Origin of the sequence: Streptomyces sp. NPDC050528, from assembly GCF_044457795.1 — a bacterium.
Classification (GTDB): domain Bacteria; phylum Actinomycetota; class Actinomycetes; order Streptomycetales; family Streptomycetaceae; genus Streptomyces.
Genome location: NZ_JBITHH010000001.1, coordinates 377,690 through 401,548 on the forward strand (window position 1 = coordinate 377,690; position 23,859 = coordinate 401,548).

At 70.0% G+C, this 23,859-nt stretch carries 21 protein-coding genes and 1 pseudogene; 5 read left to right on the forward strand and 17 right to left on the reverse strand.

Annotated elements, in window-relative coordinates; all coding sequences use genetic code 11:
* Positions 1–32: 32 nt before the first annotated feature.
* From ACIBK4_RS01830 to ureA, 4 genes are read right to left on the reverse strand one after another with little or no spacing between them, the layout of a single operon-like run.
* Positions 33–635, reverse strand: a complete 603-nt coding sequence (locus tag ACIBK4_RS01830) for a TetR/AcrR family transcriptional regulator (protein WP_398991145.1) — start codon at positions 633–635, stop codon at positions 33–35.
* 22 nt (positions 636–657) lie between these two features.
* Positions 658–1,677, reverse strand: coding sequence for an agmatine/peptidylarginine deiminase (locus tag ACIBK4_RS01835; protein WP_398991147.1), 1,020 nt, complete (start codon positions 1,675–1,677; stop codon positions 658–660).
* Between the two features lie 50 nt (positions 1,678–1,727).
* Entirely contained in the window at positions 1,728–3,413 is a 1,686-nt protein-coding gene (locus ACIBK4_RS01840; RefSeq protein ID WP_398991149.1) for an urease subunit alpha, read from the reverse strand.
* Positions 3,410–4,090 (reverse strand): urease subunit gamma, encoded by a 681-nt coding sequence (gene ureA / locus ACIBK4_RS01845; RefSeq protein ID WP_398991151.1) that lies wholly within the window; start codon positions 4,088–4,090, stop codon positions 3,410–3,412. The genes ACIBK4_RS01840 and ureA overlap by 4 nt, the downstream gene beginning before the upstream one ends.
* 117 nt (positions 4,091–4,207) lie before the next feature.
* Here ureA and ACIBK4_RS01850 point away from each other — a divergent pair, with 117 nt between their 5' ends.
* A complete protein-coding gene (locus ACIBK4_RS01850; RefSeq protein ID WP_398991153.1) occupies positions 4,208–5,644 on the forward strand; it encodes a cytosine permease in 1,437 nt (478 codons plus the stop codon).
* A gap of 138 nt (positions 5,645–5,782) precedes the next feature.
* On the opposite strand, the pseudogene ACIBK4_RS01855 reads toward ACIBK4_RS01850, so the two are convergent.
* The 4 genes and pseudogenes from ACIBK4_RS01855 to ACIBK4_RS01870 form a co-directional block, all read right to left on the reverse strand.
* Positions 5,783–5,943, reverse strand: a pseudogene (locus ACIBK4_RS01855) (lysine 2,3-aminomutase); the annotation flags it as partial.
* 175 nt (positions 5,944–6,118) lie between these two features.
* A complete protein-coding gene (locus ACIBK4_RS01860) occupies positions 6,119–6,979 on the reverse strand; it encodes a hypothetical protein (RefSeq protein ID WP_398991155.1) in 861 nt (286 codons plus the stop codon).
* Positions 6,980–7,151: 172 nt separating this feature from the next.
* Positions 7,152–8,240 (reverse strand): branched-chain amino acid aminotransferase, encoded by a 1,089-nt coding sequence (locus ACIBK4_RS01865; RefSeq protein WP_398991157.1) that lies wholly within the window; start codon positions 8,238–8,240, stop codon positions 7,152–7,154.
* 263 nt (positions 8,241–8,503) lie between these two features.
* Entirely contained in the window at positions 8,504–9,547 is a 1,044-nt protein-coding gene (locus ACIBK4_RS01870) for a 3-isopropylmalate dehydrogenase (protein ID WP_398991160.1), read from the reverse strand.
* Positions 9,548–9,700: 153 nt separating this feature from the next.
* Between ACIBK4_RS01870 and ACIBK4_RS01875 the strand changes: the two genes are divergently transcribed.
* Positions 9,701–11,293 carry a purple acid phosphatase family protein gene (locus tag ACIBK4_RS01875; protein WP_398991161.1) on the forward strand — a complete coding sequence of 531 codons (1,593 nt, stop codon included), beginning with the start codon at positions 9,701–9,703 and terminating at the stop codon, positions 11,291–11,293.
* A gap of 95 nt (positions 11,294–11,388) precedes the next feature.
* On the opposite strand, the gene ACIBK4_RS01880 is transcribed toward ACIBK4_RS01875, so the two are convergent.
* The 4 genes from ACIBK4_RS01880 to ACIBK4_RS01895 form a co-directional block, all read right to left on the reverse strand.
* Positions 11,389–11,520, reverse strand: coding sequence for a hypothetical protein (locus tag ACIBK4_RS01880; protein WP_327401110.1), 132 nt, complete (start codon positions 11,518–11,520; stop codon positions 11,389–11,391).
* A gap of 293 nt (positions 11,521–11,813) precedes the next feature.
* A complete protein-coding gene (locus ACIBK4_RS01885; protein WP_398991163.1) occupies positions 11,814–12,356 on the reverse strand; it encodes a GNAT family N-acetyltransferase in 543 nt (180 codons plus the stop codon).
* 99 nt (positions 12,357–12,455) lie between these two features.
* Complete coding sequence (pruA, locus tag ACIBK4_RS01890) at positions 12,456–14,087, reverse strand: L-glutamate gamma-semialdehyde dehydrogenase (RefSeq protein ID WP_398991166.1); 1,632 nt, start codon at positions 14,085–14,087, stop codon at positions 12,456–12,458.
* Between the two features lie 61 nt (positions 14,088–14,148).
* The gene (locus ACIBK4_RS01895) at positions 14,149–15,075 is read right to left on the reverse strand and encodes a proline dehydrogenase family protein (protein WP_398991167.1); all 927 of its coding nucleotides are present in this window, start codon (positions 15,073–15,075) and stop codon (positions 14,149–14,151) included.
* A 129-nt stretch (positions 15,076–15,204) separates the two neighbouring features.
* Here ACIBK4_RS01895 and ACIBK4_RS01900 point away from each other — a divergent pair, with 129 nt between their 5' ends.
* Positions 15,205–16,707 (forward strand): helix-turn-helix domain-containing protein, encoded by a 1,503-nt coding sequence (locus tag ACIBK4_RS01900; protein WP_398991169.1) that lies wholly within the window; start codon positions 15,205–15,207, stop codon positions 16,705–16,707.
* Between the two features lie 9 nt (positions 16,708–16,716).
* On the opposite strand, the gene ACIBK4_RS01905 is transcribed toward ACIBK4_RS01900, so the two are convergent.
* Positions 16,717–18,879 carry an AAA family ATPase gene (locus tag ACIBK4_RS01905; RefSeq protein ID WP_398991170.1) on the reverse strand — a complete coding sequence of 721 codons (2,163 nt, stop codon included), beginning with the start codon at positions 18,877–18,879 and terminating at the stop codon, positions 16,717–16,719.
* Complete coding sequence (locus ACIBK4_RS01910; protein ID WP_398991172.1) at positions 18,876–19,784, reverse strand: hypothetical protein; 909 nt, start codon at positions 19,782–19,784, stop codon at positions 18,876–18,878. The genes ACIBK4_RS01905 and ACIBK4_RS01910 overlap by 4 nt, the downstream gene beginning before the upstream one ends.
* 175 nt (positions 19,785–19,959) lie before the next feature.
* Between ACIBK4_RS01910 and ACIBK4_RS01915 the strand changes: the two genes are divergently transcribed.
* Positions 19,960–20,619, forward strand: a complete 660-nt coding sequence (locus tag ACIBK4_RS01915; RefSeq protein ID WP_398991173.1) for an HAD family hydrolase — start codon at positions 19,960–19,962, stop codon at positions 20,617–20,619.
* Between the two features lie 10 nt (positions 20,620–20,629).
* On the opposite strand, the gene ACIBK4_RS01920 is transcribed toward ACIBK4_RS01915, so the two are convergent.
* The gene (locus ACIBK4_RS01920) at positions 20,630–21,019 is read right to left on the reverse strand and encodes a hypothetical protein (RefSeq protein ID WP_398991175.1); all 390 of its coding nucleotides are present in this window, start codon (positions 21,017–21,019) and stop codon (positions 20,630–20,632) included.
* A 269-nt stretch (positions 21,020–21,288) separates the two neighbouring features.
* Positions 21,289–21,861, reverse strand: coding sequence for a DUF4240 domain-containing protein (locus ACIBK4_RS01925; RefSeq protein WP_398991177.1), 573 nt, complete (start codon positions 21,859–21,861; stop codon positions 21,289–21,291).
* 124 nt (positions 21,862–21,985) lie between these two features.
* Here ACIBK4_RS01925 and ACIBK4_RS01930 point away from each other — a divergent pair, with 124 nt between their 5' ends.
* Positions 21,986–23,260: an MFS transporter gene (locus ACIBK4_RS01930; protein WP_398991179.1), complete on the forward strand. Its 1,275-nt coding sequence runs from the start codon at positions 21,986–21,988 to the stop codon at positions 23,258–23,260.
* Here ACIBK4_RS01930 and ACIBK4_RS01935 read toward each other — a convergent pair.
* Entirely contained in the window at positions 23,252–23,842 is a 591-nt protein-coding gene (locus ACIBK4_RS01935) for a TetR/AcrR family transcriptional regulator (protein ID WP_398991181.1), read from the reverse strand. The genes ACIBK4_RS01930 and ACIBK4_RS01935 overlap by 9 nt on opposite strands.
* Between the last annotated feature and the right edge of the window lie 17 nt (positions 23,843–23,859).

Here is a 23,859-nt window from a genome sequence, read left to right on the forward strand (position 1 = left end):
TCAGTCGCATTGCGTACAACCAGGACGGAAGGTCACGCGTCCGCGAGCAGTCCCTCGTTCAGGAACTCCCGTACGTGGCCGAGAACTTGCGCCCGGTCCGTGCCGCGCAGTCCGATCGCGACATGGATGGAGAAGCCGTCGAGGAGGGCGCGCAGCCGGGCGGCGAAACGGTCCGGGTCGACGGCTCGGAACTCGCCCCGGGACACCCCCTCCGCGATCAGCGCGACCAGGTCACGGTGCCAGACGCCCTCGATGGCGGCCTGCCGGTCGCGGGCCTCGTCGTCGGCGTTCTGCGAGCGGTTCCAGACCTCCAGCCACAGGGTCCAGTGCGGGTCGCGGTGGCCTTCGGGGACGTACAGGTCGACGTACGCGTCGACCCGCTCGCGGACCGTCGTCGCCGTACGGGTCAGCAGGCGTCCGCGCTCGGCGCCGAGCCTGCCCTCGCTCCACTCCAGGGCCTGGAGCAGGAGTTCGTCCTTGGAGTGGAAGTAGTAGAGGAGATGGCCGCTGCTCATGCCGACCTCGCGGCCGAGCGCCGCCATGGTGAGCTGCTCCAGGCCACGTTCGGCGATCATGCCCATGGCCGCGGCGAGGACGTCCTCGCGCGGCGGCGCGTTCTTCCGCGCACCGGCCATCGTCCGACTCCCTCCCGCCGGGTCACTGGACCTTCGGCTGCTGCTGGGTGATGCAGTGGATGCCTCCACCGCCCGCGAAGATCGTACGGGCGTCCACCGGCGTGACCGTCCGCTCGGGGAAGAGGCGCCGGAAGATCCCGGCCGCGACCTCGTCGTTCGGGTCGTCGAAGGCGCAGAGGACGACCCCGCCGTTGCAGAGGTAGTGGTTGATGTAGGAGTAGTCGGCCCAGTGACCGTCGGCCTCCAGGACGGTAGGGGCCGGGACCTCTACGACCTCCAGGCGTCGGCCCCTCGCGTCGGTCTCGGCGCGGAGGAGGGCGAGGTACTCCTGCGAGCGGGCGTGATCCGGGTGCGCCGGGTCGCGCTGGCTGTGGACCAGGACGGTGCCGGGCGCGGCGAAGGCGGCGACGATGTCGACGTGGCCCTGGGTGCCGTAGACGCCGTAGTCGCCGGTGAGGCCGTGCGGGAGCCAGATCGCCTTTGTGGTGCCGAGTTTGGCGTGGATCTCCGCCTCGACGTCCGCCTTCGTCCAGCCGGGGTTGCGGCCGGCGCCGAGCTGGACGGTCTCCGTGAGCAGGACCGTGCCCTCGCCGTCGACGTGGATCGCGCCGCCCTCGTTGACGAGGGTGCTGCTGAGTGCGGGGACTCCGGCCAGGTCGGCGACATGGCGGGCGATCTTGGAGTCGTGCTCCCAGCGGGCCCACTCCTGGGCGCCCCAGCCGTTGAACGTCCAGTCCACGGCGGCCAGTTGACCGTTTCCGTCGGTGACGAACGTGGGGCCGATGTCCCGCATCCACGCGTCGTCCAGCTCACGCTCGACCAACTCGACGTCCGGGCCGAGGAGTTCGCGCGCCGACTCGCCCTGCCCCGGACCGTGCACCATCGTCACCGGTTCGAAGCGGCGCACGGCACGGGCCACGGACGCCCAGGCGGTACGGGCCTCCGCCAGTTCCCCGGCGTTGGTGAACGTCGGGTTGGGTCCGGGCCAGGCCATCCAGGTGCGCTCGTGCGGGGCCCACTCGGGGGGCATACGGAAGCTCATCAGAAGTCCCAAGTCCTAGGTTCTACGTTCTGGTGTCTAAGTTCTGGGTGCTAGAGGAAGTAGAGGCGGTTGAGGGAGACCGAGTCGGCCGGTTCGGAGCGGATCGGCTCGCCGTCCAGGGTGACCAGGCCGGTCCGCTGGTCCACATCGACCGCTCCGGTACGGGAGTTGAGCCGCAGGTCGGCGGGCCCGATGCCTCGCGTGCCGCGAACTGCCACGCGCCGACGCCGAGTTGGCATCGAGTCGTTGCCCTGGTCAAGGGCCGCCTGCGCGACGAAGGCCACCGAGAGGTCGGCGGGCGTGCTGCCGTGCGCGCCGAACTGCGGTCCCAGGACGAGGGGTTCGCAGGTGTCGGTCGCCGCGTTCGGGTCGCCGACCACGCCGTAGGCCGGGAACCCGGACTTCAGCACCAGCTGCGGTTTCGCGCCGAAGTACTCCGGCCGCCACAGCACGATGTCCGCGAGCTTGCCGACCTCGATGGAGCCGACCTCGTGGGAAAGTCCGTGGGCGATGGCGGGGTTGATGGTCAGCTTGGCGATGTAGCGCAGGACGCGTTCGTTGTCGTGGTCCGTCTCCGGGGAACCGTCGAGCGCGCCGAACTCGGCCTTCATCTTCCCGGCCATCGCGAAGGTACGGCGGACGGTCTCCCCGGCGCGGCCCATGCCCTGCGCGTCGGACGAGGTGATGCCGATCGCGCCCAGGTCGTGCAGCACGTCCTCGGCGCCCATCGTCCCGGCGCGGATGCGATCGCGGGCCATCGCGGCATCGCCGGGCAGGTCCGTCTTCAGGTCGTGGACGGAGACGATCATGCCGTAGTGCTCGGCGACCGCGTCCCGGCCGAAGGGCAGCGTGGGGTTGGTGGAGGAGCCGATGACGTTCGCAACTCCCGCCATTTTCAAGACATTCGGCACGTGTCCGCCGCCGCAGCCCTCGATGTGGAAGGCGTGGATCGTCCGGCCCTCCAGGACGCGCAGGGTGTCCTCGACGGACAGGCACTCGTTCAACCCGTCGCTGTGCAGGGCGACTTGGACGTCGTGCTCCTCGGCGACCCGCAACGCGGTGTCCAGCGCGCGGGTGTGGGCGCCCATGTCCTCGTGCACCTTGAACCCGCTGGCCCCGCCCTCGGCGAGCGCCTCGATCAGCGGGGCCGCGTCGGACGACGAACCCCGGCCCAGGAAGCCGATGTTGACCGGCCAGGCGTCGAAGGCGTTGAACGCGTGGCGCAGCGCCCAGGGCGAGTTGACGCCGACGCCCCACACCGGGCCGAACTCCTGCCCGATGATCGTGGTCACCCCGGAGGCGAGCGAGGCCTCCATGATGCGCGGCGAGAGCAGGTGCACGTGGGTGTCGACGGCACCGGCGGTGGCGATGAGCCCCTCACCGGAGACGATCGAGGTACCCGTGCCGACGACGACGTCGACCCCGTCGAGGGTGTCGGGGTTACCGGCCCGCCCGATCGAGCAGATCCGCCCTTCCCGGATCCCGATGGACACTTTCCGGATCCCCTGCACGGCGTCGATCACGACGACATTGCTGATCACGACGTCACACGTCTCGCGCACGGCGGCGGCCTTGAGGTGCAGTCCGTCGCGGGCCGTCTTGCCGAACCCGGCGAGGAACTCGTCGCCGTAGCGCTGCGAGTCGGACTCGACGCGGATCGTCAGCCCGGAGTCGCCGAGGCGGACGCGGTCGCCCGCGCGGGGGCCGTGGGTGGCGGCGTACTCGTACGGGTTCACAGCTCAACTCCCAGATAGCCGCAGGCAGTTGCGCGACGAAGCGCCTCCGCCTTCGCGCCCGGCGCGTCCAGCGGGCCGTCGACGAGGCCCGCGAAACCGATCGCGACACGCTCGCCGCCGATGGGCAGTAGGCCGACCTCGGCACTCTCGCCCGGGCCGAAGCGGACGGAGGATCCGGCGGGTACGGCGAGGCGCATGCCGTAGGCCTCGGCGCGGGGGAAGTCGAGGCGCGGGTTGGCCTCGAAGAAGTGGAAGTGGGAGGTCACTGAGACGGGGACGGTCGCGGTGTTGGTGACCGTGACGCGGACGACGGCCTCGGGTTCGGCGTGCGCGGGTCCCGGGAGCAGGGCGCCCGGGGCGTCCCCGGCCAGTCCCCCGCCGATCGGGTCCGAGACCACTGCGAGCCGCGAACCGTCGTCGAAGACGGCCTCGACATGCACCTCGGTGACGACGTCGGCGACGCCCGGGAGGACGTCGTCGGGGCCGAGGACGGACCGCGCGCGCTCGATGGCCTCGGCCAGCCGCCGCCCGTCCCGGGCGGCCTCGCACACCGTGTCCGCGATGAGCGCGGTGGCCTCCGGCACATTGAGCCGCAGGCCGCGCGCCTTGCGGGCGCGGGCCAGTTCGGCGGCCGAGAACAGCAGCAGGCGGTCGCGTTCCGTGGGGGTGAGCCTCATCCCGTATCCCTCCTTTAGAGCATCACTCTAAACGGTAAAAGCCATATCCGAAATGGTTGACGCGCCACCATCGCCCGGTTCACATTGAACATCACTCTAAGAAAGAGGTGGCCCACCATGCCGATAGAACAGCGCGGAGTCGACACCGTCCCCGACGTGGAACGCACCAGCGGTCCGCGTGATCTCGTGTCGATCCTGCTCGGCTCCAACCTCTGCCTCGGCGTGATCATCTTCGGCTGGCTGCCGCCGTCGTTCGGCCTCGACTGGTGGGCGTCGGTCTCCTCGATCGTCGCGGGCACGGTGGTCGGCACCCTGTTCACGGCACCGCTCGCGCTGGTCTCGCTGCGTACCGCGACCAACCTGTCGACGTCGTCCGGCGCGCAGTTCGGGGTGCGGGGCCGGCTGGTCGGATCAGTCGTCGGCCTGCTCCTCGCCCTCGGCTACACCGCGCTGACCGTGTGGATCGGCGGCGATGTGATGGTGGGCGTGCTGGGGCGGCTGTTCGGGCTGCCGGCGGACGGGGTGTCGTACGCCGTCGTCTACGCGGTGCTCGCGGCGGCGACCGTGGCGGGCGCGGTGTACGGCTACCGGGTGCTGCTGGCCATGTCCCGGGTGCTGTCCATCGGCATGACGGCCCTGCTGGCGCTCGGCGTGATCGCGTACGCCCCGCACTTCACGACCGGCGCGCTGCCGGGGGCGGGTGGCTATCTGCTGGGCGGGTTCTGGCCCACGTGGTGTCTGGCGACGGTGGCGGCGGGGCTGTCCGGGCCGATCGCGTTCATCACCCTGCTCGGGGACTACACGCGCTACATCTCCCCGGTCCGCCACACCTCACGCCGGGTGCTGCACGCGACCTGGCTCGGGCTGATCGCGGGGCTCCTGGTGCCCCAACTCTTCGGTACGTTCACGGCGTTCGGGGCACGGGCGGCGCTCGACTACGCGGGCCCGCTGGTGTCGGCCTCCCCCGGCTGGTACCTGGTCCCACTGCTGCTCGCCGCGTCCGCCGGGTCGGTCGGCAACGCGGGTCTGATGCTCTACTCCATGGGCCTCGACCTGGACGCGATCCTGCCGCGCGCGTCCCGGGCGCGGGCCACCTGCACGGTCGCGGTCGTCGCGATGGTCTGCGTCTTCGTCGGCCACTACGCCTGGAACGCCCAGTCCGCGATGACGTCCTTCGTGCTGCTCCTGACGGCGATCGGCACACCGTGGGCGGTGATCACGCTCGTCGGCTTCGTGCGGTGCGGTGGTGTCTACGACGCGGACGCCCTCCAGGTCTTCAATCGCCGTTCCCGGGGCGGGATTTACTGGTTCCGGGCGGGGTGGAACGTCCCGGCGGTGGTCTCCTGGGCGGTGGGTGCGGGGGTTGGTCTGCTCGCGGTGTCGTTGCCGTCGTACGAGGGGCCGTTGTTGTCGCTGACCGGTGGGGTGGACTGCAGTTTCCTGTTGTCGGGGGCGGTGGGAGGTGTGGTGTACACGGTGCTGCAACGCGGGGCGTGTTCTGTCGAAAGCCCAGCCATCTCAGCCCGTCCGGCGTTTGAGGACGAGGCCGCTTAGGCCGAAGGCGAGGGTCTGGGGGCGCAACCCCCAGCAAGGTCGGCACGAACGCCGAGTGCCGGATCACGCGGCCAGCCCGGGCAGGAACTCGCTCGCCCCGAACGCCGGATTCAGGTCGGTGAATCACGTCACCCTCTCGTCGTAGGCCGCGAAGAACGGGCGGTCGACGAGGGACGGGGCGCGGGCCTGGATCGGGGGAGGACGAAGACCTTCTCGCCAGCCACCTCCGCGAGTCCGTCGACGCAGACCTTGCCCGGCATCGCGGACATGACCGGACCGCGGACCGTGCGGGCGAGGCCGGAGCGGATCGTGTCGATCTCCAGGAGGGGATCGACGTAGCGGCGAAGGACCTCGGCTCATCACCAGTTGGCGCCGCGCGTGATCAGCGCGCTGGTGGCTTAGGGGTGGGACCGGAGGTAGTCGAAGAGGTGTGGGGGGAACGTGGCCGCTCCGCAGGCTGCTCTGTAGGTCGGCCTACAGCGAGCTCCTGGCTTCCCGCCTCGCCTTGCAGCGCTGTGTGGCATGTCGCCAGGGGCGATGTGCCACCAGCAGCAGCGCTGCGGCGGCTCCGACGATGGGCGCGGCCAACGGCACGTAGGCAGTGCTGTGGACAGCCAGAAGGGCGAGGCAGATCAAGCTGGGAACGGCGAGATACGCCGCGACAGTCAAGGCTTTCAGGAGCCAGTCGCCGAGTGTTGCTCGTGCTTCGGCACGGAGGATCGCTTCGTCGATAGTCATAAAGTGCCGGGCCTCTATTCCGTGACCAGGACCGTGGCCGCAATCCGGCGAATGCGGTCGGCGACGATCGTACTTCTCTGTGACGTGCTGCCTGAGCAGCTCGCGCAGGTCACTCCCGCAGTCCACGACGATCGACTCGTGCGGGCCTGACACATCCAAGTCCGCGCTATAGGCGGAGAGTTGGTTGAGGCAACAGCGGGCCAGGTACGACACGAGGTCGTGCCCGGCGGCGTACAGACAGCCGTCGACGAGGACGAAGCGGCGGGTGAACTCCCGGCGGCCGTCGGTCGCTTCGACAGGAGCATCGATTGGTCGTGGGGAGTACCACGGGCCGAACAGGTTGGAGAAGGTGTCGAGGACCGTGACGTTCGACGTCGAGCCGTGGGCCTGGGCGCTGAACCACTCGTAGTCGAGCCGGGTGTGTGCGCGGACCCGGCCCTCCTCGGCGCGGGAGATCAGCGGGCCGATCGCGAAGACGGTGATGACGACGCCGACGATGTCGGTGCCCAGGTTGAGGGCGAGGTTCTCGCCGTAGTGGTCCATGCGCTTGGCGAACCACAGCAACAGGCCCACGCAGGCGGCGAGCAGGGAGAGCACGGTGAGTCCTGCGGGCGGCGCGGGGTGCACAGTGCGCGAAGGAGCCGACGTGGTCTCACCAGCGGCGACCCTCCGTTCACCCGTGCTTCCTCCCCCGCGGATTCTGGAGATGCCCGTACGGGGGAGGAGCTACGTGTCGAACCGACTTACGAGGCTCGACCGGGAGTTGGGTCTAGCCCAGCGGGTGCATCCACCCATGCTTGTCGACGGAGTCGCCCCGCTGGATGTCGAGAAGGGCGCCGCGCAGGCGGAGGGTGACCTCGCCGGGCTCGCCCGCGGACTGGTGCCATTCGGCGCCGGTGCGCTTGACCGTGCCGACCGGGGTGATGACCGCGGCCGTACCGCAGGCGAAGACCTCGGTCAGCGTGCCGTTCTCGGAGTCGCGCTGCCACTGGTCGATGGAGACGCGGCCCTCCTCGGCGGTGTAGCCGAGGTCACGGGCGAGGGTGAGGAGGGAGTCGCGGGTGACGCCCTCCAGGATCGAGCCGGTGAGGGTCGGGGTGACGATCCGGTCGCCGTAGACGAAGTACAGGTTCATGCCGCCGAGTTCCTCGACCCACTTGCGCTCGACCGCGTCGAGGTAGCAGACCTGGGCGCAGCCCTGTTCGGCGGCCTCGGCCTGGGCGAGGAGGGACGCGGCGTAGTTGCCGCCGGTCTTGGCGTCGCCCATGCCGCCGGGGACGGCGCGGACGTGGTCCTCGGAGACCCAGATGGAGACGGGCTTCACGCCGCCGGGGAAGTAGGCGCCGGCCGGGGAGGCGATGACGAGGAAGAGGTACTCGTTGGCGGGCTTCACGCCCAGGCCGACCTCGGTCGCGATCATGAAGGGGCGGAGGTACAGGGACTCCTCGCCGCCGTGCGCCGGGACCCAGTCGCGGTCCTGCGCGACCAGCACGTCACAGGCCTCGATGAACGTCTCGACCGGCAGTTCGGGCATGCCGAGCCGGCGGGCGGAGGTCTGGAAGCGGCGGGCGTTCTTCTCGGGGCGGAAGGTCGCGATGGAACCGTCGGCCTGCCGGTACGCCTTGAGGCCCTCGAAGATCTCCTGCGCGTAGTGCAGAGTCATGTTCGCGGGGTCGAGGGAGAGCGGGCCGTACGGCACGAGCTGGCCGTCGTGCCAGCCGCGGCCCTCGGTCCACTTGATCGTCACCATGTGATCGGTGAAGTGGCGGCCGAACCCGGGGTTCGTCAGAATCGCGTCGCGCTCGGCGGCGGAAAGTGGCGAGGCCGAGGGCTTGAGCTCGATCGTGGGCGTCGTCATGAGTGGTTGTCCTTCACCGGTTGTGTGTGACGGGCCGCGCTCACGCCCTCGACTGCCAGTGGCCAGTGTTAGGACGTCCGAGCATTCCCTCATTCCGCGGCTCCGCGTTCGATTATCGCGCGAGGTTGACCGTGGACGAAAACGGCGTGAATGCGACCCAGGGATGATGGTGGCACCCGGCGGGGACGTAAGAAAAGCCGCCGGGTGCGGTTGCGACCCGGCGGCTTCGAAATACTGCGTGAGTTTTTCGAGTGGCGGCGGGGTCAGCCGGCTACTCGTACGGCGAGCGCGTCGCCGATTTCGGTGGTGCTGCGCGCGGGCTTGCCGGTGCGCTCCGCGAGGTCGGCGGAGACGGCGTCCTCGATGCGGACGGCCTCGGCCTCGTAGCCGAGGTGGCGCAGGAGGAGGGCGACGGACAGGACCGTGGCGGTGGGGTCGGCCTTCCCCTGGCCCGCGATGTCGGGCGCGGAGCCGTGCACGGGCTCGAACATCGAGGGGAACTCGCCGGACGGGTTGATGTTCCCGCTCGCGGCGACGCCGATGCCGCCGGAGACGGCCGCGGCGAGGTCGGTGATGATGTCGCCGAAGAGGTTGTCGGTGACGATCACGTCGAAGCGGGCCGGGTCGGTGACGAGGTAGATCGTCGCCGCGTCCACGTGGATGTAGTCGGTGGTGACCTCGGGGAACTCGGCCGCGACCTTGTTGAACACGTTCGTCCACAGGTGGCCCGCGAAGGTCAGCACGTTGTTCTTGTGGACCAGCGTGAGCTTCTTGCGGGGGCGGGCCTGGGCGCGGGCGAAGGCGTCGCGGACGACGCGCTCGACACCGAAGGCCGTGTTGACGGAGACCTCGGTGGCGACCTCGTGCTCGGTGCCCTTGCGGATGGTGCCGCCGTTGCCGGTGTACGGGCCCTCGGTGCCCTCGCGGACCACGACGAAGTCGATCTCCGGCTCACCGGCGAGCGGGGTCGCCACTCCCGGGAGCAGCTTGCTCGGCCGCAGGTTCACGTGGTGGTCGAAGGCGAAGCGGAGCTTCAGCAGGAAGCCGCGCTCCAGCACCCCGGACGGAACACTCGGGTCACCGATCGCGCCCAGCAGAATCGCGTCGTGCGGCTTCAGCGCGGCCAGGTCGGCGTCGGTGAGGGTCTCACCGGTGGCGTGGTAGCGCCGGGCGCCGAAGTCGAACTCCTTGGTCTCCAGCTTCACATCCTGCGGAAGGACGGCGGAGAGGACTTTCAGACCTTCGGCCACGACTTCCTGACCGATGCCGTCACCGGGGATCACTGCGAGATCGATGCTGCGAGACATGCCCGCCACCGTACTCCGCGTCCCATGGGATGACACCGGGTGTCCATGATGCGGACGGGGTGCGGACGGCTCCCGGGCGCCGGTGTCGGCCGTTCGACGTACGTTCACCCTTACGCATGGCGCCCGTTGGAATCCTGGGGGAGCTTCATCGACATGACTGTGCTTATCGGGGGGACACCCCCCGAACCCCCCGTACCCGACGTCGGCATCCCGGAGCATCTCGCGGTCCGGATGAGCATGGCCGAGCAGTACGAGTACCTGCGCACGAAGCTGACCCGGCGCCGGACGCTGGTGACGGCGGGCGCGGTGGCGGCGGGGGGCCTGCTGGCGGGGTGTGGGGGTACGGGGACGAGCGATCAAAAGGGGACCGCCCCGGCCACCTCCAAGGTGCCCGGCGCGGTCGTCACCCCCTTCGGCCGCCACCTCGCCTTCGGCGCCGACCCGAAGACGGCGATGCGGATCTCCTGGCAGGTCCCGTTCGCGGTCAAGAAGCCGTACGTACGCGTGGGGCTGAAGCCGGACGACCTGAGCCGCCGCATCACCGCCGAGGTACGCGACCTGCACACACCGGGCCTGACCGGCGTCCGCCCGGCCGTCGAGCAGTACTACGTCCACGCGGCCCTGGACGACCTCCGCCCCGGCACGACGTACTACTACGGCGTAGGCCACGAGGGCTTCGACCCGGCCGCGCCGCAACACCGCTCGACCATCGGGGAGTTCCGCACCGCCCCGGCGAACCCCGAGAAGTTCGTGTTCACGGCCTTCGGCGACCAGGGCGTGAGCAACGCCGCCGCCGCCAACGACCACGTCGTCCTGCGCGAGAACCCCGCCTTCCACCTCCACGCCGGCGACATCTGCTACGCCGACACCAACGGCCTCGGCAAGACGACGGACGGCTACGACCCGACGTACTGGAACCTGTTCCTCAAGCAGAACGAGCCCGTCTCCCGTTCCGTCCCGTGGATGGTGACGACCGGCAACCACGACATGGAGGCCTGGTACTCCCCCGACGGCTACGGCGGCCAACTCGCCCGCTGGTCTCTCCCGGAGAACGGCTTCGACCCGTCGCACGCGCCGGGCGTGTACTCCTTCGTCTACGGCAACGTCGGCGTCGTGGCGCTCGACGCGAACGACGTGTCGTACGAGATCACCGCCAACCTCGGTTACACGGACGGGAAGCAGACGAAGTGGCTGGACGGCCGGCTGCGTGAGCTGCGGGCGACGAAGGAGGTCGACTTCGTGGTCGTCTTCTTCCACCACTGCGCGTACTCGACCTCGTCGCACGCCTCGGACGGCGGGGTACGGGCGGAATGGCTGCCGCTGTTCGCCAAGCACCAGGTGGACCTGGTGATCAACGGGCACAACCACGTCTACGAGCGCACCGACGCGATCAAGAACGGCAAGGTGGGCAGGTCCGTCCCGATCGGCGCGTCGACCGATCCGACGAAGGACGGGATCGTCTACGTCACGGCGGGCGGCGGCGGGCGCGATCTGTACGGCTTCCCGGCGGGCGTCAAGGAGAGCTACGAGGGGCACGTCACGCGGCACGGGACGGTCGACACCGTGCGGTGGGAGAAGGGCCAGCACACGCAGGCGGAGACGGTGGAGTGGTCGCGGGTGCGCTACCGGGGTTTCTCGCTGCTGTCCGTGGAGGCGGAGAGCGGCAGCACGCCCCGGCTCAAGGTGTCGGCCCTCGACGGGAACGGCAAGCGCGTCGACCACTTCGAGGTGCGGCGCGGTCGCTGAGACCGCGCCGCACCTCGTGCGGGCGCGGCTCCCGGCTTGTGGGCGTGCTTCAAGATGGGCGTGCTTTTTTTAAGGCTTCCCGGCGCTACGTCGGCTCAGTGGCCGGTCTCGCCGCCGTTGTCCCGGCGGTCGAGGGCGCGCTGGAGGGCGGCGGCGGCGTTCTTGCGCTCCGACTCGCTCGTGCGGGACACGTGGCGGACGCGGGGGCGGACGGTCGTCTCGGCCATGGAGAACCGACTCCTTCGATAATTCCTGGAGTACTGAAGGGGGTTACGAGACTCCCCCACTGCCTAATGGGCGTGGGAGGTGCCCCCAGAGAGACGGGGAGCGACGGACCACAGGGGTTACCTGCACGGTGTCCGGCTCACGACCGCCATTCGCTTGGTCTAGCGAGACGTTCGGCTTCTACAAAGCTAGGACAGGACCGCGCATCTGTCTCCACAATTACTCGGACTTCCTACTATCTGAGACGGTGAAACGAGTCACACGCGCCTGACCTGGACTTTTGTGATCCGGGCGGTCAGAGCACATCCCCGTCACGCCAGTCGAAGAGGAGATGCTCGCCGAGGTCGAGGGACCCGGCAAGCGCGGTCCGGACGTACGTACTGTCCTCCTCCTCGGGCAGATGAACGATCCCGTCCGGCCCGAGCGCGGAGATCTTGCCGCCCCACAGCCGCCAGCCGCGCGCGGTGTAGAGCCGGGCCCCGTCATCACTGGCCCCGAGCAGCCCGACGTCGTAGGCGTGATCGACGATCCGCTCCAGCTCACCCATGACGAGCCCGCCGTACCCCCGCCGCCGGGCATCGGGCCGCACACCGACCCCCTCCACGTACCCGACCCGCAGCCATCGCCCCCGGTACCGCACCCGCCGCATGACGACCGAGCCGTGCGCGAGGAGCCGCCCGGTGTCGTCGGCGAGCAGCGCGTGAACGCCACCGAGCCCGTGCTCCCAGTCCTGGTCGGTGAGGTCACCGGCGAAGGCCGCGTCCAGCAGCTCGCGGGCGGCACGGAGGTCGGCCGGGGTGAGGTCGGCCGTGTGGGCGGTGCGCATACGGATGGTCACGGGGTCAGTATCGGAGACGGAGGCTCACCGGCCCGGCCCATTCGGAGAAACACAAGGGGCCGGACAACCGCCCGGCCCCTCACATCACCTGTCCGAACCTCAGCCCATGTGCGGGTACGTGTAGTCCGTCGGAGCCACCAGCGTCTCCTTGATCGCGCGGGTCAGCGTCCAGCGCATCAGGTTCTGCGGGGCGCCCGCCTTGTCGTTGGTGCCGGAGGAGCGGCCACCGCCGAAGGGCTGCTGGCCGACGACCGCGCCGGTCGACTTGTCGTTGATGTAGAAGTTGCCGGCCGCGTAGCGGAGCTTCTCCATCGTGTAGGCCGCCGCCGCACGGTCGTTGGAGATGACCGAGCCGGTGAGGGCGTAGTCGGACACCGACTCCATCTGGGTCAGCATCTCGTCGTAGTTCTCGTCCTCGTAGACGTGGACCGCCAGGAACGGGCCGAAGTACTCAGTGGTGAACACCTCGTTGGTCGGGTCGCTGCACTCCACGACCGTCGGGCGGACGAAGTAGCCGACCGAGTCGTCGTACGAACCGCCCGCGACGATCGTGCAGTTGGGGTCCGCCTTCGCGCGGTCGATCGCCGCCTTGTTCTTGGCGAAGGAGCGCTCGTCGATGACCGCGCCGATGAAGTTCGAGAGGTCGGTGACGTCACCCATGGTCAAGTAGTCGACCTCGGCGGCGAATTCCTCCTTGAAACCGGAGTTCCAGATCGACGCCGGGATGTACGCCCGGGAGGACGCGGAGCACTTCTGGCCCTGGTACTCGAAGGAGCCCCGGGTCAGCGCCGTCTTCAGCACCGCGCGGTCCGCGCTCGGGTGGGCGACGACGAAGTCCTTGCCGCCGGTCTCGCCGACCAGACGCGGGTACGAGCGGTACTTCTCGATGTTGTTGCCGACCGTCTTCCACAGGTACTGGAAGGTCTTGGTGGACCCGGTGAAGTGGATGGCGGCGAGGTCGCGGTGCTCAAGGGCCACCTTCGACACCTCAATGCCGTCACCGGTGACGAGGTTGATGACGCCCTTGGGGAGACCAGCCTCCTCCAGCAGCTGCATCAACAGCACCGCCGAGTGGGTCTGCGTCGGGCTCGGCTTCCACACCACCACGTTGCCCATCAGCGCGGGCGCCGTCGGCAAGTTGCCCGCGATCGCCGTGAAGTTGAACGGCGTGATCGCGTAGACGAAGCCTTCGAGCGGGCGGTGGTCGAGGCGGTTCCAGACGCCCGCGGAGTTCGCCGGGGGCTGCTCGGCGAGCAGGTCGCGGGCGTACTTGACGTTGAAGCGCCAGAAGTCGACGAGCTCGCAGGGACAGTCGATCTCGGCCTGCTGGGCGGTCTTGGACTGACCGAGCATGGTGGAGGCGGCGAGGGTCTCGCGCCACGGGCCGGAGAGCAGCTCGGCCGCGCGCAGGATGATCGCGGCGCGGTCGTCGAAGGACATCGCACGCCAGGCGGGCGCGGCGGCGAGGGCCGCGTCGATCGCGTCCTGGGCGTCGTCCTGGGTGGCGTTGGCGTACGTGCCGATGCGCGCCTTGTGGTTGTGCGGCTGTACGACGTCCACGCGCTCGCCGCCGCCCATCCGCTTCTCGCCGCCGATGGTCATCGGCAGGTCGATCGGGTTCTCGGCCAGTTCCTTGAGCTTGACCTCAAGACGGGCGCGCTCGGGAGAGCCGGGCGCGTAGCCGTGCACCGGCTCGTTGACGGGGGTGGGGACCTGGGTCACAGCGTCCATGAGATCCGTAACTCCTTGTACGTGAGCGGGTGTTGGGGTCAATCCCCTGGTCAGGCCTTGGTCAGCCCTTGGTGAGGGTCGAGCGTGCGAAGAAGAGGAGGTTGGCCGGCTTCTCCGCCAGGCGGCGCATGAAGTAGCCGTACCAGTCCGTGCCGTAGGCGGTATAGACGCGCATGCGGTGACCCTCGGCGGCGAGCCGCAGATGCTCGTCGCTGCGGATGCCGTAGAGCATCTGGAACTCGTACTCGTCGAGCTTGCGGCCGGCGCGCCGGGCGAGTTCCTGGGCGATGGAGATGAGGCGCGGGTCGTGGGAGCCGACCATCGGGTACCCGTCCCCCTCCATCAGGATGCGCAGGATCCGGACGTACGCCTTGTCGATCTCGTGCTTCTGCTGGAACGCGACCTCGGCGGGCTCCTTGTACGCGCCCTTCACGAGCCGTACGCGGCTGCCGGCCTCGGCGAGGCGGCGGGCGTCGGACTCGGTGCGGAAGAGGTAGGCCTGGATGACGCAGCCGGTCTGCGGGAAGTCCTTCCGCAGTTCCTCGTGGATCGCGAACATCGAGTCGAGGGTGGTGTGGTCCTCGGCGTCGAGCGTGACGGTCGTACCGATCTCTGCGGCAGCCTCGACGACGGGCCGGACGTTCGCGAGGGCCAGCTCGTGCCCGCCGTCCAACGCCTGCCCGAACATGGAGAGCTTGATGGACATCTCGGCCCGGGTGCCGAGCTCCAACTCCTTGAGCCGGTCGACGAGTTGGAGATACGCGTCGCGCGCTGCGGCGGCCTGCTCGGGCGTGGTGATGTCCTCGCCGACGACGTCCATCGTCAGCTCAAGACCCTTGGCGGTGAGTTCCTGGACGATCGGCACGATCTCGTCCACGGTCTCGCCGGGGATGAAGCGGTCGACGACCTGCTTGGTCACCGGCGCCGCCGAGATCAGCCGACGCATCTGATCGCTGCGCGAGGCGGCGAGAATCACGGGACCCAGCACGGGGCACCTCCACAGAACCAGCAGACAGGACCACCGTGAAACCTAGGGATCTCTCCGATCGTCGACCATCGACAGCTGTCACGCATCCGTGCCGCAGATCTCAGACAGATGTATGAAGGCCCGGCGAGAATGCGGGAGAATGCCCGGGTGACATCCGATTCCAGCGGCGACTACCAGGAACTCGTGGACGAGATCTCGGAGCTCCTCGGCGCCCCCGCGACCCTGGAGAACCGCGACTTCGAGCTGATCGCCTTCGGGGCCTACGACGGTGAGGGCGACCTGGACCCGTCGGCCCTGGACCCGGTCCGCACCCGCTCGATCCTGACCCGACGCTCCACGGCGGCGATCCGCACGTGGTTCGAGGGCTTCGGCATCACGCGGGCGACCGGCCCGGTCCGCATCCCGCCCACCCCCGAGGCGGGTGTCTACCGAGGCCGTATCTGCCTCCCCGTACGCCATCGGGGTGTCGTCCTCGGCTACGTCTGGCTCCTGGACGACGACGATCCGGGCCCGTCCGCTCCGCAGTTGGACGCGGCGATGCAGGTCGCGGCCCGAATCGGCGCGCTCCTCGCGGACGAGGCACAGGCGGGCGCCGACCTGACGCGCGAGCTCCGCGCGGTCCTCACCGCCGAGCGCGGCTGGCAGCGGGACATGGCGGTTGCCGCCCTCCGCACGGCCCTCGGCCCACGCGGCGACGGCCCGCACACGGTGGTCTGCGTCGCCCCCTGGCCGTCCGCCGACCCGGACGACGCCCCCTCCGCCCGTACGGTCCCGCACGCGACGGCACTGTGCACGGTGCCGTGGGGCGCGGCGGACCAGCAGTGCCTGGCGGTACTGGTACGGCTCCGCTCGACGGACGTGGGGACTCCGGCGGCGAGCGCGGCGGCGCGGGTGTTGGGGGATGTACGGGGGCCCGGGGTGAGGGCGGCGGCACAGGCGCCAGGCAACACCCGAGGACCCGGAGCAAGCACGGCGGCACAGGTACCAAGCAACACCCGAGGACCCGGAGCAAGCACGGCGGCACAGGTACCAAGCAACACCCGAGGACCCGAGGCGAGGGCGGCTTCACGGCCCCCCGCGAACGGCCGGAATGCGGGGGCCGGCGGCACTTCGCAACCGTCTTCCGCCGGAGGCACTCCCACGGCGAACACCACCTCACGACCACCGACAGACGGCCGGACTCCCCCGGCGAGCAACGCCTCACGACCGCCGCGCGAGACCGCCCCCGTCGCCGGTATCGGCACCCCTCGCACCGGCCTCACCGACCTGGCCACCACCTGGCAGGAAGCCACGGCAGCGGCCCGCGCCGCCCTGGCCGAACCCCGCTTCGCCCCGGTGGCCGACTGGTCCCACATCGGCCCGTACCGCCTCCTCACCTCCCTCCCCCCGGACTCCCCCCACGATCCAGCGGTGGCCCCCCTCCTCTCCCCCACCCACCACGAACTCGCCCGCACCGCCGAGGCGTACCTCGACTGCGCGGGCCAAGCGGGGCGTACGGCGGCCGAGTTGGGGATCCACCGGCAGACGCTGTACTACCGGCTGTCGCGGGTGGAGCAGTTGACGGGGCTGGATCTGGACGACGGGGAGGATCGGTTGTTGTTACACATGGCGTTGAAGAGGGCGCGGTTGTAGGCGGGCTGTTCACTCCCACCGGTTCTGCTGGGAGAACCTGCGGACGTGCATGTTGCCGCCCTCGGGGGCGTGCACCACGACGGTCTGCCCCCCTTGTGTGTCCGTGGGGGGCGACTTGATCTCCAAGCCACTGGGGCTGGTGACGATCACCGTCTCGGGAAACTCCTTCCACCAACTCGGAAGGGTCCCGGCGAGCTCGACGTAGATCTCCTGCACCCGGGCGTGGACGAGATCAGCGATGTCCTTTGCCAGCTTCGTCGCTGTTGGCCCCTGCCCGGGATCTCCCCACGGGGCTTCCGGGTCCAGGTATGGCCGGTCCTTATGAATGTCGGCCAACTCTTCCAGCTCCTCCCGCAGGGCCCATTCCACACGTTCGGCCATTCCCCTCGGAGCCTCGTCCCTGAGCGCCTCGGCGTACGACTCGTGGTGGAGCCGGTACGCCGAGCGTCCGGCCGGGTCCAGGCATTCGGCCACCAGCGGTGCCGCGATGTCGAGGACACGTTGTACCTGTTCCTCCGTCAGCGATTCCGGCATGTCGGACGCGCGCATGGTGACGCGCGACCACAGACCGCTCGCCCGGGGCAGTCCCGCTCCCCGGGAAAAGGCCAGGGAGGTCAGCAGTTGGCACACGGTCCCGAACTCCTGGTCGTCGGCGCAGCGGGTCCTGAGCAGGTCCAAGAAGGCGCGGGTGACGGTGGGGGGTTCCGTGTGCTGATCCAGCGGCCCGGCGTCGTCGGCGGGAGGCGCCATCGCCGTGCGGAGGGCGATCAGACGAAGGAGCAAGTGGTTGCCCCCGGCCAGCCGGACGATGTCAGGAGCGGCCGTGCGCGCCTCCTCAGGGGACCAGCCGCTCCCGCTTCCCGGGCCGTCGGGCTCGACCAACAGCCGTGCGGCGTAGGCCGTCATGTCCTCGGTGGGATCCTCCCCGTCCAGGTCCACCTCCGCCCCGACGCCCATCTGCCGGGCGGGCCATTTCGGCGCGGTGGCCACCACGCGGATGTGCGGCAAGTCGGTCGTCAGCGCCTTCATCCGCTCGGCGATCCTGCGCGGTTCGTCGTCGCCCGGCTGCCCCGCCTCCTCCAATCCGTCCACCAGGAGCACGAACCGTCCCCCTGCCGCCACCGCGGCACGCGCGGAGCCGCGTATCTCGGCCATGCGGCTGGACAAGTACTCAAGCCTCCGGTGTCGCACATCGACAAGAAGCGTGACCGTGGGCCCGAATCCGTACGCCGGGGTCGCCCTCTCCTCGACACGGCGGTGGAACGCGCGCAGCAGCGTCGACTTGCCCGAACCTGGCGCCCCGGTGATGGCCAGCCAACCTCCGGGCGCGGCGGGCGAGTTCAGCCAGGCGTCCAACCGCTCCAGTGCGGCCGTACGGCCGGCGAACCCCGTGCCGTCGTGGCCGGCCCGCTGCTGTGTCAGGGGTGCCCCCTCCTGAACGCCTTTCCTGTAGCGGGGGTTGGGGAAGAACCCGTATTCGCTTCCCTCGCTGAGGAAGGTCGCGTGCGTGGCGTGCTGTGCGGTGCCCTTGAGCCGGCCGTTGACATGGTCCACCAGCGTTTCCAGCAGCAGTTTCTTCGCGAGGACTCCCCCGCACGCCTCGTCGTTCACCGCCGCTTCCAGGGCATGGGCGAAGGACTGCCCGACGGCTGTCTCGTAAGCGCGCGAGGAGCAGAGCACGGAGAACGAAACCAACTGCTGCTTCTGGTAGGCCTCCGGGCGCTGTGCGAACTCGCCCAGCACCATCCGGGCCACGTCGCGCACGGCTTCGGCCCCGCCGGCACCGGCGTGACAGGTGTGGAGAACGAGGAGCAGCCGACGTACCCCTCGCTCGGCGAGCAGGCGGACCAGGTCCTCGGTCGCCAGTGCGGTGGCGGCCGGGGCGGCGTGGATGGTGTCCGTGCACGCGAGATAGTGCCGTCCACCACCGCGCAGGCCGTGCCCGCTGTAGTAGACCACCACGGTGTCATCGGCCCCGAAGCCCCGCTGCGGCCCACCGGCCAGTTCCTTCCGCAGGTCGTCGGCGCTCCGCTCCGACAGCTCCGGAGCGGCGGTGTACAGCAGCCTCTCCTCGAACAGCCCGTTCATCCGGCGCAGTTCGTCCGGGACGTCCTCGATCGGATCGAGTTCCTGGTACGTGCCGGATCCTGCGGCGAAGAACCAGTACGTCATCGTGTCAGCCCCTTGTGGATCGCACCGCCGGTCGGCTTGGCGGTCAGGTAGTGCCCCAGGTCGTGGGCGCGCCATCCGTTGTCGACCGTCAGGTCCAGCAGCGGGGGTGCGGTCTCCGTCACGGTGTCGTCCGCCGGCGGGGTGTCCGCGACCGTTCTTCGGTCGTCGCCGAACAGGCCGCACAGGCGTTCCTCCAGGGCCACCACGTCGTGGCGGTCGCAGATGTTCGTCCACCGCACCTCGTCACCCGGCCAGACGCCCCTGCCCTCCCGGGGTTCGGGGCGCAGCCGTGCGAAGACGAGATGCCGGATCCCCAGCGGCGAGCCGAGGGTGACCAGGGCCCTGACCCCGTGACCGGGGAGCGCGCACAGCGCCTCGTACGCGACGATCGAACCCAGGGAGTGCCCGACCACGACCCGGGTGTCCCGGTCGATCAGCCCACGGACCCTGTCCAGCACCGGTTCACGCATGTCTCCGTAGAGGTACTCCCGAAACTGGCGCAGCTCGCCGAGCAGGGCGTGTCGTGTCATGCGGGTCGCGAACCGGGACATGCTGAGCGCGCGCAGCGCGGCCTTGACGGTGTGCGGGACGGGGCCTCTCACGTCCGTCGCGGCATCGGGCGACTGAACGTTCTCCGGATCGATGCGAGCCGCCGCACGCCACCACTGGAGGGCCAGTTCGGCTTCGATCGGCGAGTCGTCGGCTTCAGGAGCCGCCCCCGCTCCCCTCTCCCCGTCGCCTCTGAACAGGTCGCCGTAGAAGGCGATCCCGATCTCGCGGGCGTCCGGCGCCACGCCTCCGGCCAACTCGACGCCGCCGCACAACGCGTTCGCGAGCTGACCGTGCAGCGTCCGCGCCACCTCGTGCTGCTTCCCTATCCCGTGCACCAACACCACTGCTGTCACAGGTCGGTCCCTCCCCGGGCCACAATTCCGGGGAACTGCCCACACCGGGTAATCGTTACGCTCCGCAGCGACGAAGCTACGCGCAGGGCATTAGCCGCGGGTCAGGCGCGGATGCCCGGCTCATGTCGTCCGATGCCCGGCTCATTCATCGGTGCGGAGGCGAGGAGCCGCAGACATGCCACTGCTGATGCTCGACCTGGACAACACCCTCGTCGACCGCGACGCCGCGTTCCGGGACGCGGTGTCGGAGTTCTTGGCCGCGCACGGCCTGCCGTCCAGCGATCTCGCCTGGCTGATGTCGGTCGAGGCGAGCGGCTACACGCCGAGGCAGGCTGTCGCTGCGGCCATGACCGAGCGCTACGGCGGGGCGGTGACCGGCGATGCCGTACGGAGGTTCCTCGACCGGGGCGCCGCCGATCGCGTCACCCTGGGCGGGCCCACGCGCGATGCCCTCGCCGAAGCCGTCGCGGCCGGCTGGACGTGCGTGATCGTCACCAACGGCCGTGTCTCACAACAGGAGTTGAAGATCCGGAAGACCGGGCTCGACGCGTTGGTCCACGGCTGGGTGGTCTCCGAGTCGGCCGGTCACAAGAAGCCCGCGCCGGAGATCTTCCACGCGGCGGCGACGAAGGTCGGGGCGTCGCTCGACTCGTCCTGGGTCGTCGGCGACTCGGCCCACGCCGACATCCGGGGCGCGACGGACGTCGACGCGCGCAGTGTGTGGGTGTCGAACGGCCGCCCGTGGACCGAGCCGGCGTTCCGCCCCACACACATCGCGGTCGACGCCGCGGCCGCGATCCGCTACGTCGTCGGCGCCTCTGAATCAGCCCCCTGAGCAGGCGACTTCAGCACTGTTGCAGACCGGGTGCCGGGTCCTGGCCGGTCGAGACGTCGACGGCGGGGACGTTGCCCCAGGCGCCGTTGTCGAGCTGGGTCCAGTACCAGATGTCGTTGCCGCCGGGGTGCGGGTCGCCGTGGCCCCAACACTGGAACCAGCTGAAGGTCCCGTTCAACTGCCCCCGGGTCGCGGAACGATAGGACCGATCCGCGTACCCCTTCGCACCGGCCTTGTTGCCGCAGTACAGCCGCGCGTCGGAACGCACCCCGCACTCGGCCCGCGCGGACTTCACCGTGGCGGCACCCGAGGTCGCACTCGCCGGCGACTGCGCCGAGGCCATTCCCAACGCCAGCGCGCCCGCCATGGCCAACATGCTGATCTTCTTCCGTACGTTCATTGCCTGCTCCTCGCTCCGTGCGGTGCCTGCTTGCACGGCGATCATGAAGGACCCCCGGAACCACCCGCAGCGGCCATACGGGTGAACGGCGTTGATGCCGCCCGTGCGGGTGACGGGGCACGCCCCCGGCGGAGAAGGGGGGCGTGCGCGCGGTCGCAAGGGGGCTGGTGGACCGTAGGGCGTACGGCATCGCAGGAGTCATCTCTCCTACCTAGTCCCGGAGTTGCCTACGCCGTCCCGGAGTTGCCTCTCGCCGTACCGGAGTTGCCCTACGACACGGGGAACATCCCGCTGAGCCGGGGCAGCCGCCGCCCCGCCTCCGCGTCGTCACGCGCGTCCCACCGCTCACCGGCCGGGTCCAACGACCCGAAGTCCGCGCCCCGTTGAGCGTCGACGGCATCGTAGAAGTCGCACTCGCTCCGACCCGTCACCCGCGTGAAGGCCCGCAGCGCCGCGTAGTCCAACTCCTCCCACGCGAGCCACTCCTCGTCGTCCCAGTGCTCCCGACCCCGGCCCACGAGCCGTACGACCTCCGGCAGTTCCGCCAGCGCGTCCGGATCACGGGCCACCCGCGCGAACGCGTCCCGCCCCGACCCGACCAGCCAGAGCCGGAAGTAGAAGAAGCTGTCGTCGGAGCACCAGCCCATGATCCGGTCCGCCGCGGCCCACAACTCCCAGGTGAACGTGGGGTTCAGCACCCGCTCCAGGCACATCTGAAACCGCAGGATCTCCGGTTCGGCACAACGCGCCAACTCCCCGGCCAGCCACTCCACCCGCTCGTCCGGGTCGGGCGTCCGCCGGCGGCAGCTCTCGATCAGGTTCCAGAAGGTCTCGTCATCCATGGCCGCACTGTGGCAGGCGGCACTGACATCGCCCCAAGTCATGTACCGGCCAGGGCATCGAGCCAGTCCAGTACCCCGCGATTGGACCTGACCGACACCCCGCCGGGACCCTACTGTCGATGCCATGACGCCCGGCCCGACCCCCGACCGCCCAACCCCCACCACCCCCAACTCCCCTGCCCCCGAAGCCACTTCAGGCACACACCCGCCGCTCCTCACCCGCCCCCTCCTCCTCCGTTTCGCGAGCATGGTCGGGGCCAGTCTCAGTTTCTTCCTGCTGCTGTCGGTCGTACCGGCGTACGCCGCCGAGCTGGGCGGCGGGGGCGCGGCAGGGCTCGCGACGGGTTCGTTGATGTTGGCGACGGTGCTCGGGGAGCTGGGGACGCCACGGCTGGTCGTGCGCTTCGGGTATCGACTGACCCTGGTCGCGGGGCTGTTCCTGCTAGGGGCACCGGCGTTGGTGCTGACCGTCTCCGGGCAGGCCGGCTGGATCGCGGCCGTGTGCTTCGTACGCGGGCTCGGTTTCGCGTTGACGATCGTCGCGGGCGGCGCCCTCACCGCGTCGCTGATCCCGGACCAACGCCGGGGCGAGGGGCTCGCGTTGGTGGGTGTGGTGTCCGGGGTACCGTCGCTGGTCGCGCTGCCGCTGGGACTGTGGCTGGTCGGGCGGGTGGGCTACGGCCCGGTCGCCGTGGCCGGTGGCCTCGCCGCGCTGGCCGCGATCGTCTTCGTGCTCGGACTCCCGGACCGAGCGAGCCCAGCGGATCCAGCGGATCCAGCGGACCGCTCCGACTGCTCCGACCTCTCCGACCCCTCCGAGCAACCCCTCGGCGTCGTAAGGGGGTTGCGCACCGGCGCGCTGCTCCGGCCGGTCCTCGTCTTCGCGGCCACCGCCACCGCCGCCGGCATCGTGGTGACCTTCCTGCCCCTGGCCGTACCGTCGGCCTCGGACGGAGTCGTCGCGGTGGCCCTGTTCACGCAGACCGCCGCCTCCACCCTGACGCGCTGGCTCGCGGGCCGCCACGGCGACCGGCACGGCAGCGCCCGCCTCGTCCTCCCCGGCCTGCTCCTGTCGGCGGCCGGCGTCCTCGTCATCGCCCCAACCGCCCACCCGGTAGCGGTCGTTGCGGGCACCGCCCTCTTCGGCGCGGGCTTCGGCATCGCCCAGAACGCCACCCTCGCCGTGATGTACGCCCGCGTCTCCGCCGCCTCCTACGGCACGGTCAGCGCCCTGTGGAACCTGGCCTACGACGGCGGAATGGGCGTAGGCGCGGCAGGCTTCGGCCTCGTCGCCGGCCTGACCGGATATCCCTGGGCCTTCGCCCTGACCGCGCTGCTCATGCTGAGCGCGCTGGTACCCGCACTGCGCGACCGGCGAACTCCCGCCGCATCAGAGTGACTTGCGGACCCCCTCCACCACCTGCCGCAGCCCCTCCGCCAACGACTCCCCGTCCGGCGCCGTCTTCGGATCGAACGTCCACTGGGCGATGAGCCCGGTCATCAGGGTGAGGTAGAAGCGGCCGAGCGTGTCCGCCGTCTCGTCGGTGACCTCCTCCTCCGGTACCCCCATCAGCAGGGCGACCAGCCCGCGTCCGCCCTCGCGCTGCGCGGCGGCCAAGTGCTCGCGCACTTCCGGGAGTTCGATGGTCATGACCTCCATGCTGAGCCGCCAGACGGAGCCGGGTTCCCGCATGGTGGCGACGATGTTCGACCACACCCAGCGGAACCGCTCCAACGAACCGGGCTCCCCCTCGATCCCGGCGGCGGCATCGCCGTCGCCCCCCTCGAAGGCGTCGGACGTGTTCTCGACGAGCGAGACGTACGCCTGCGCGAGCAATGCGTCCTTCGAGCCGTAGTGGTAGCCGATGGACGCGAGGTTGGTCCCCGACTCCTTGACGATGTCGCGCGCCGTAGTCCGCGCGAACCCCTTCTCCAGCAGACAGCGCTTCGCGCCTTCGAGCAGATCCTCACGGTGTCCCATGCCCCCACCGTACTGCC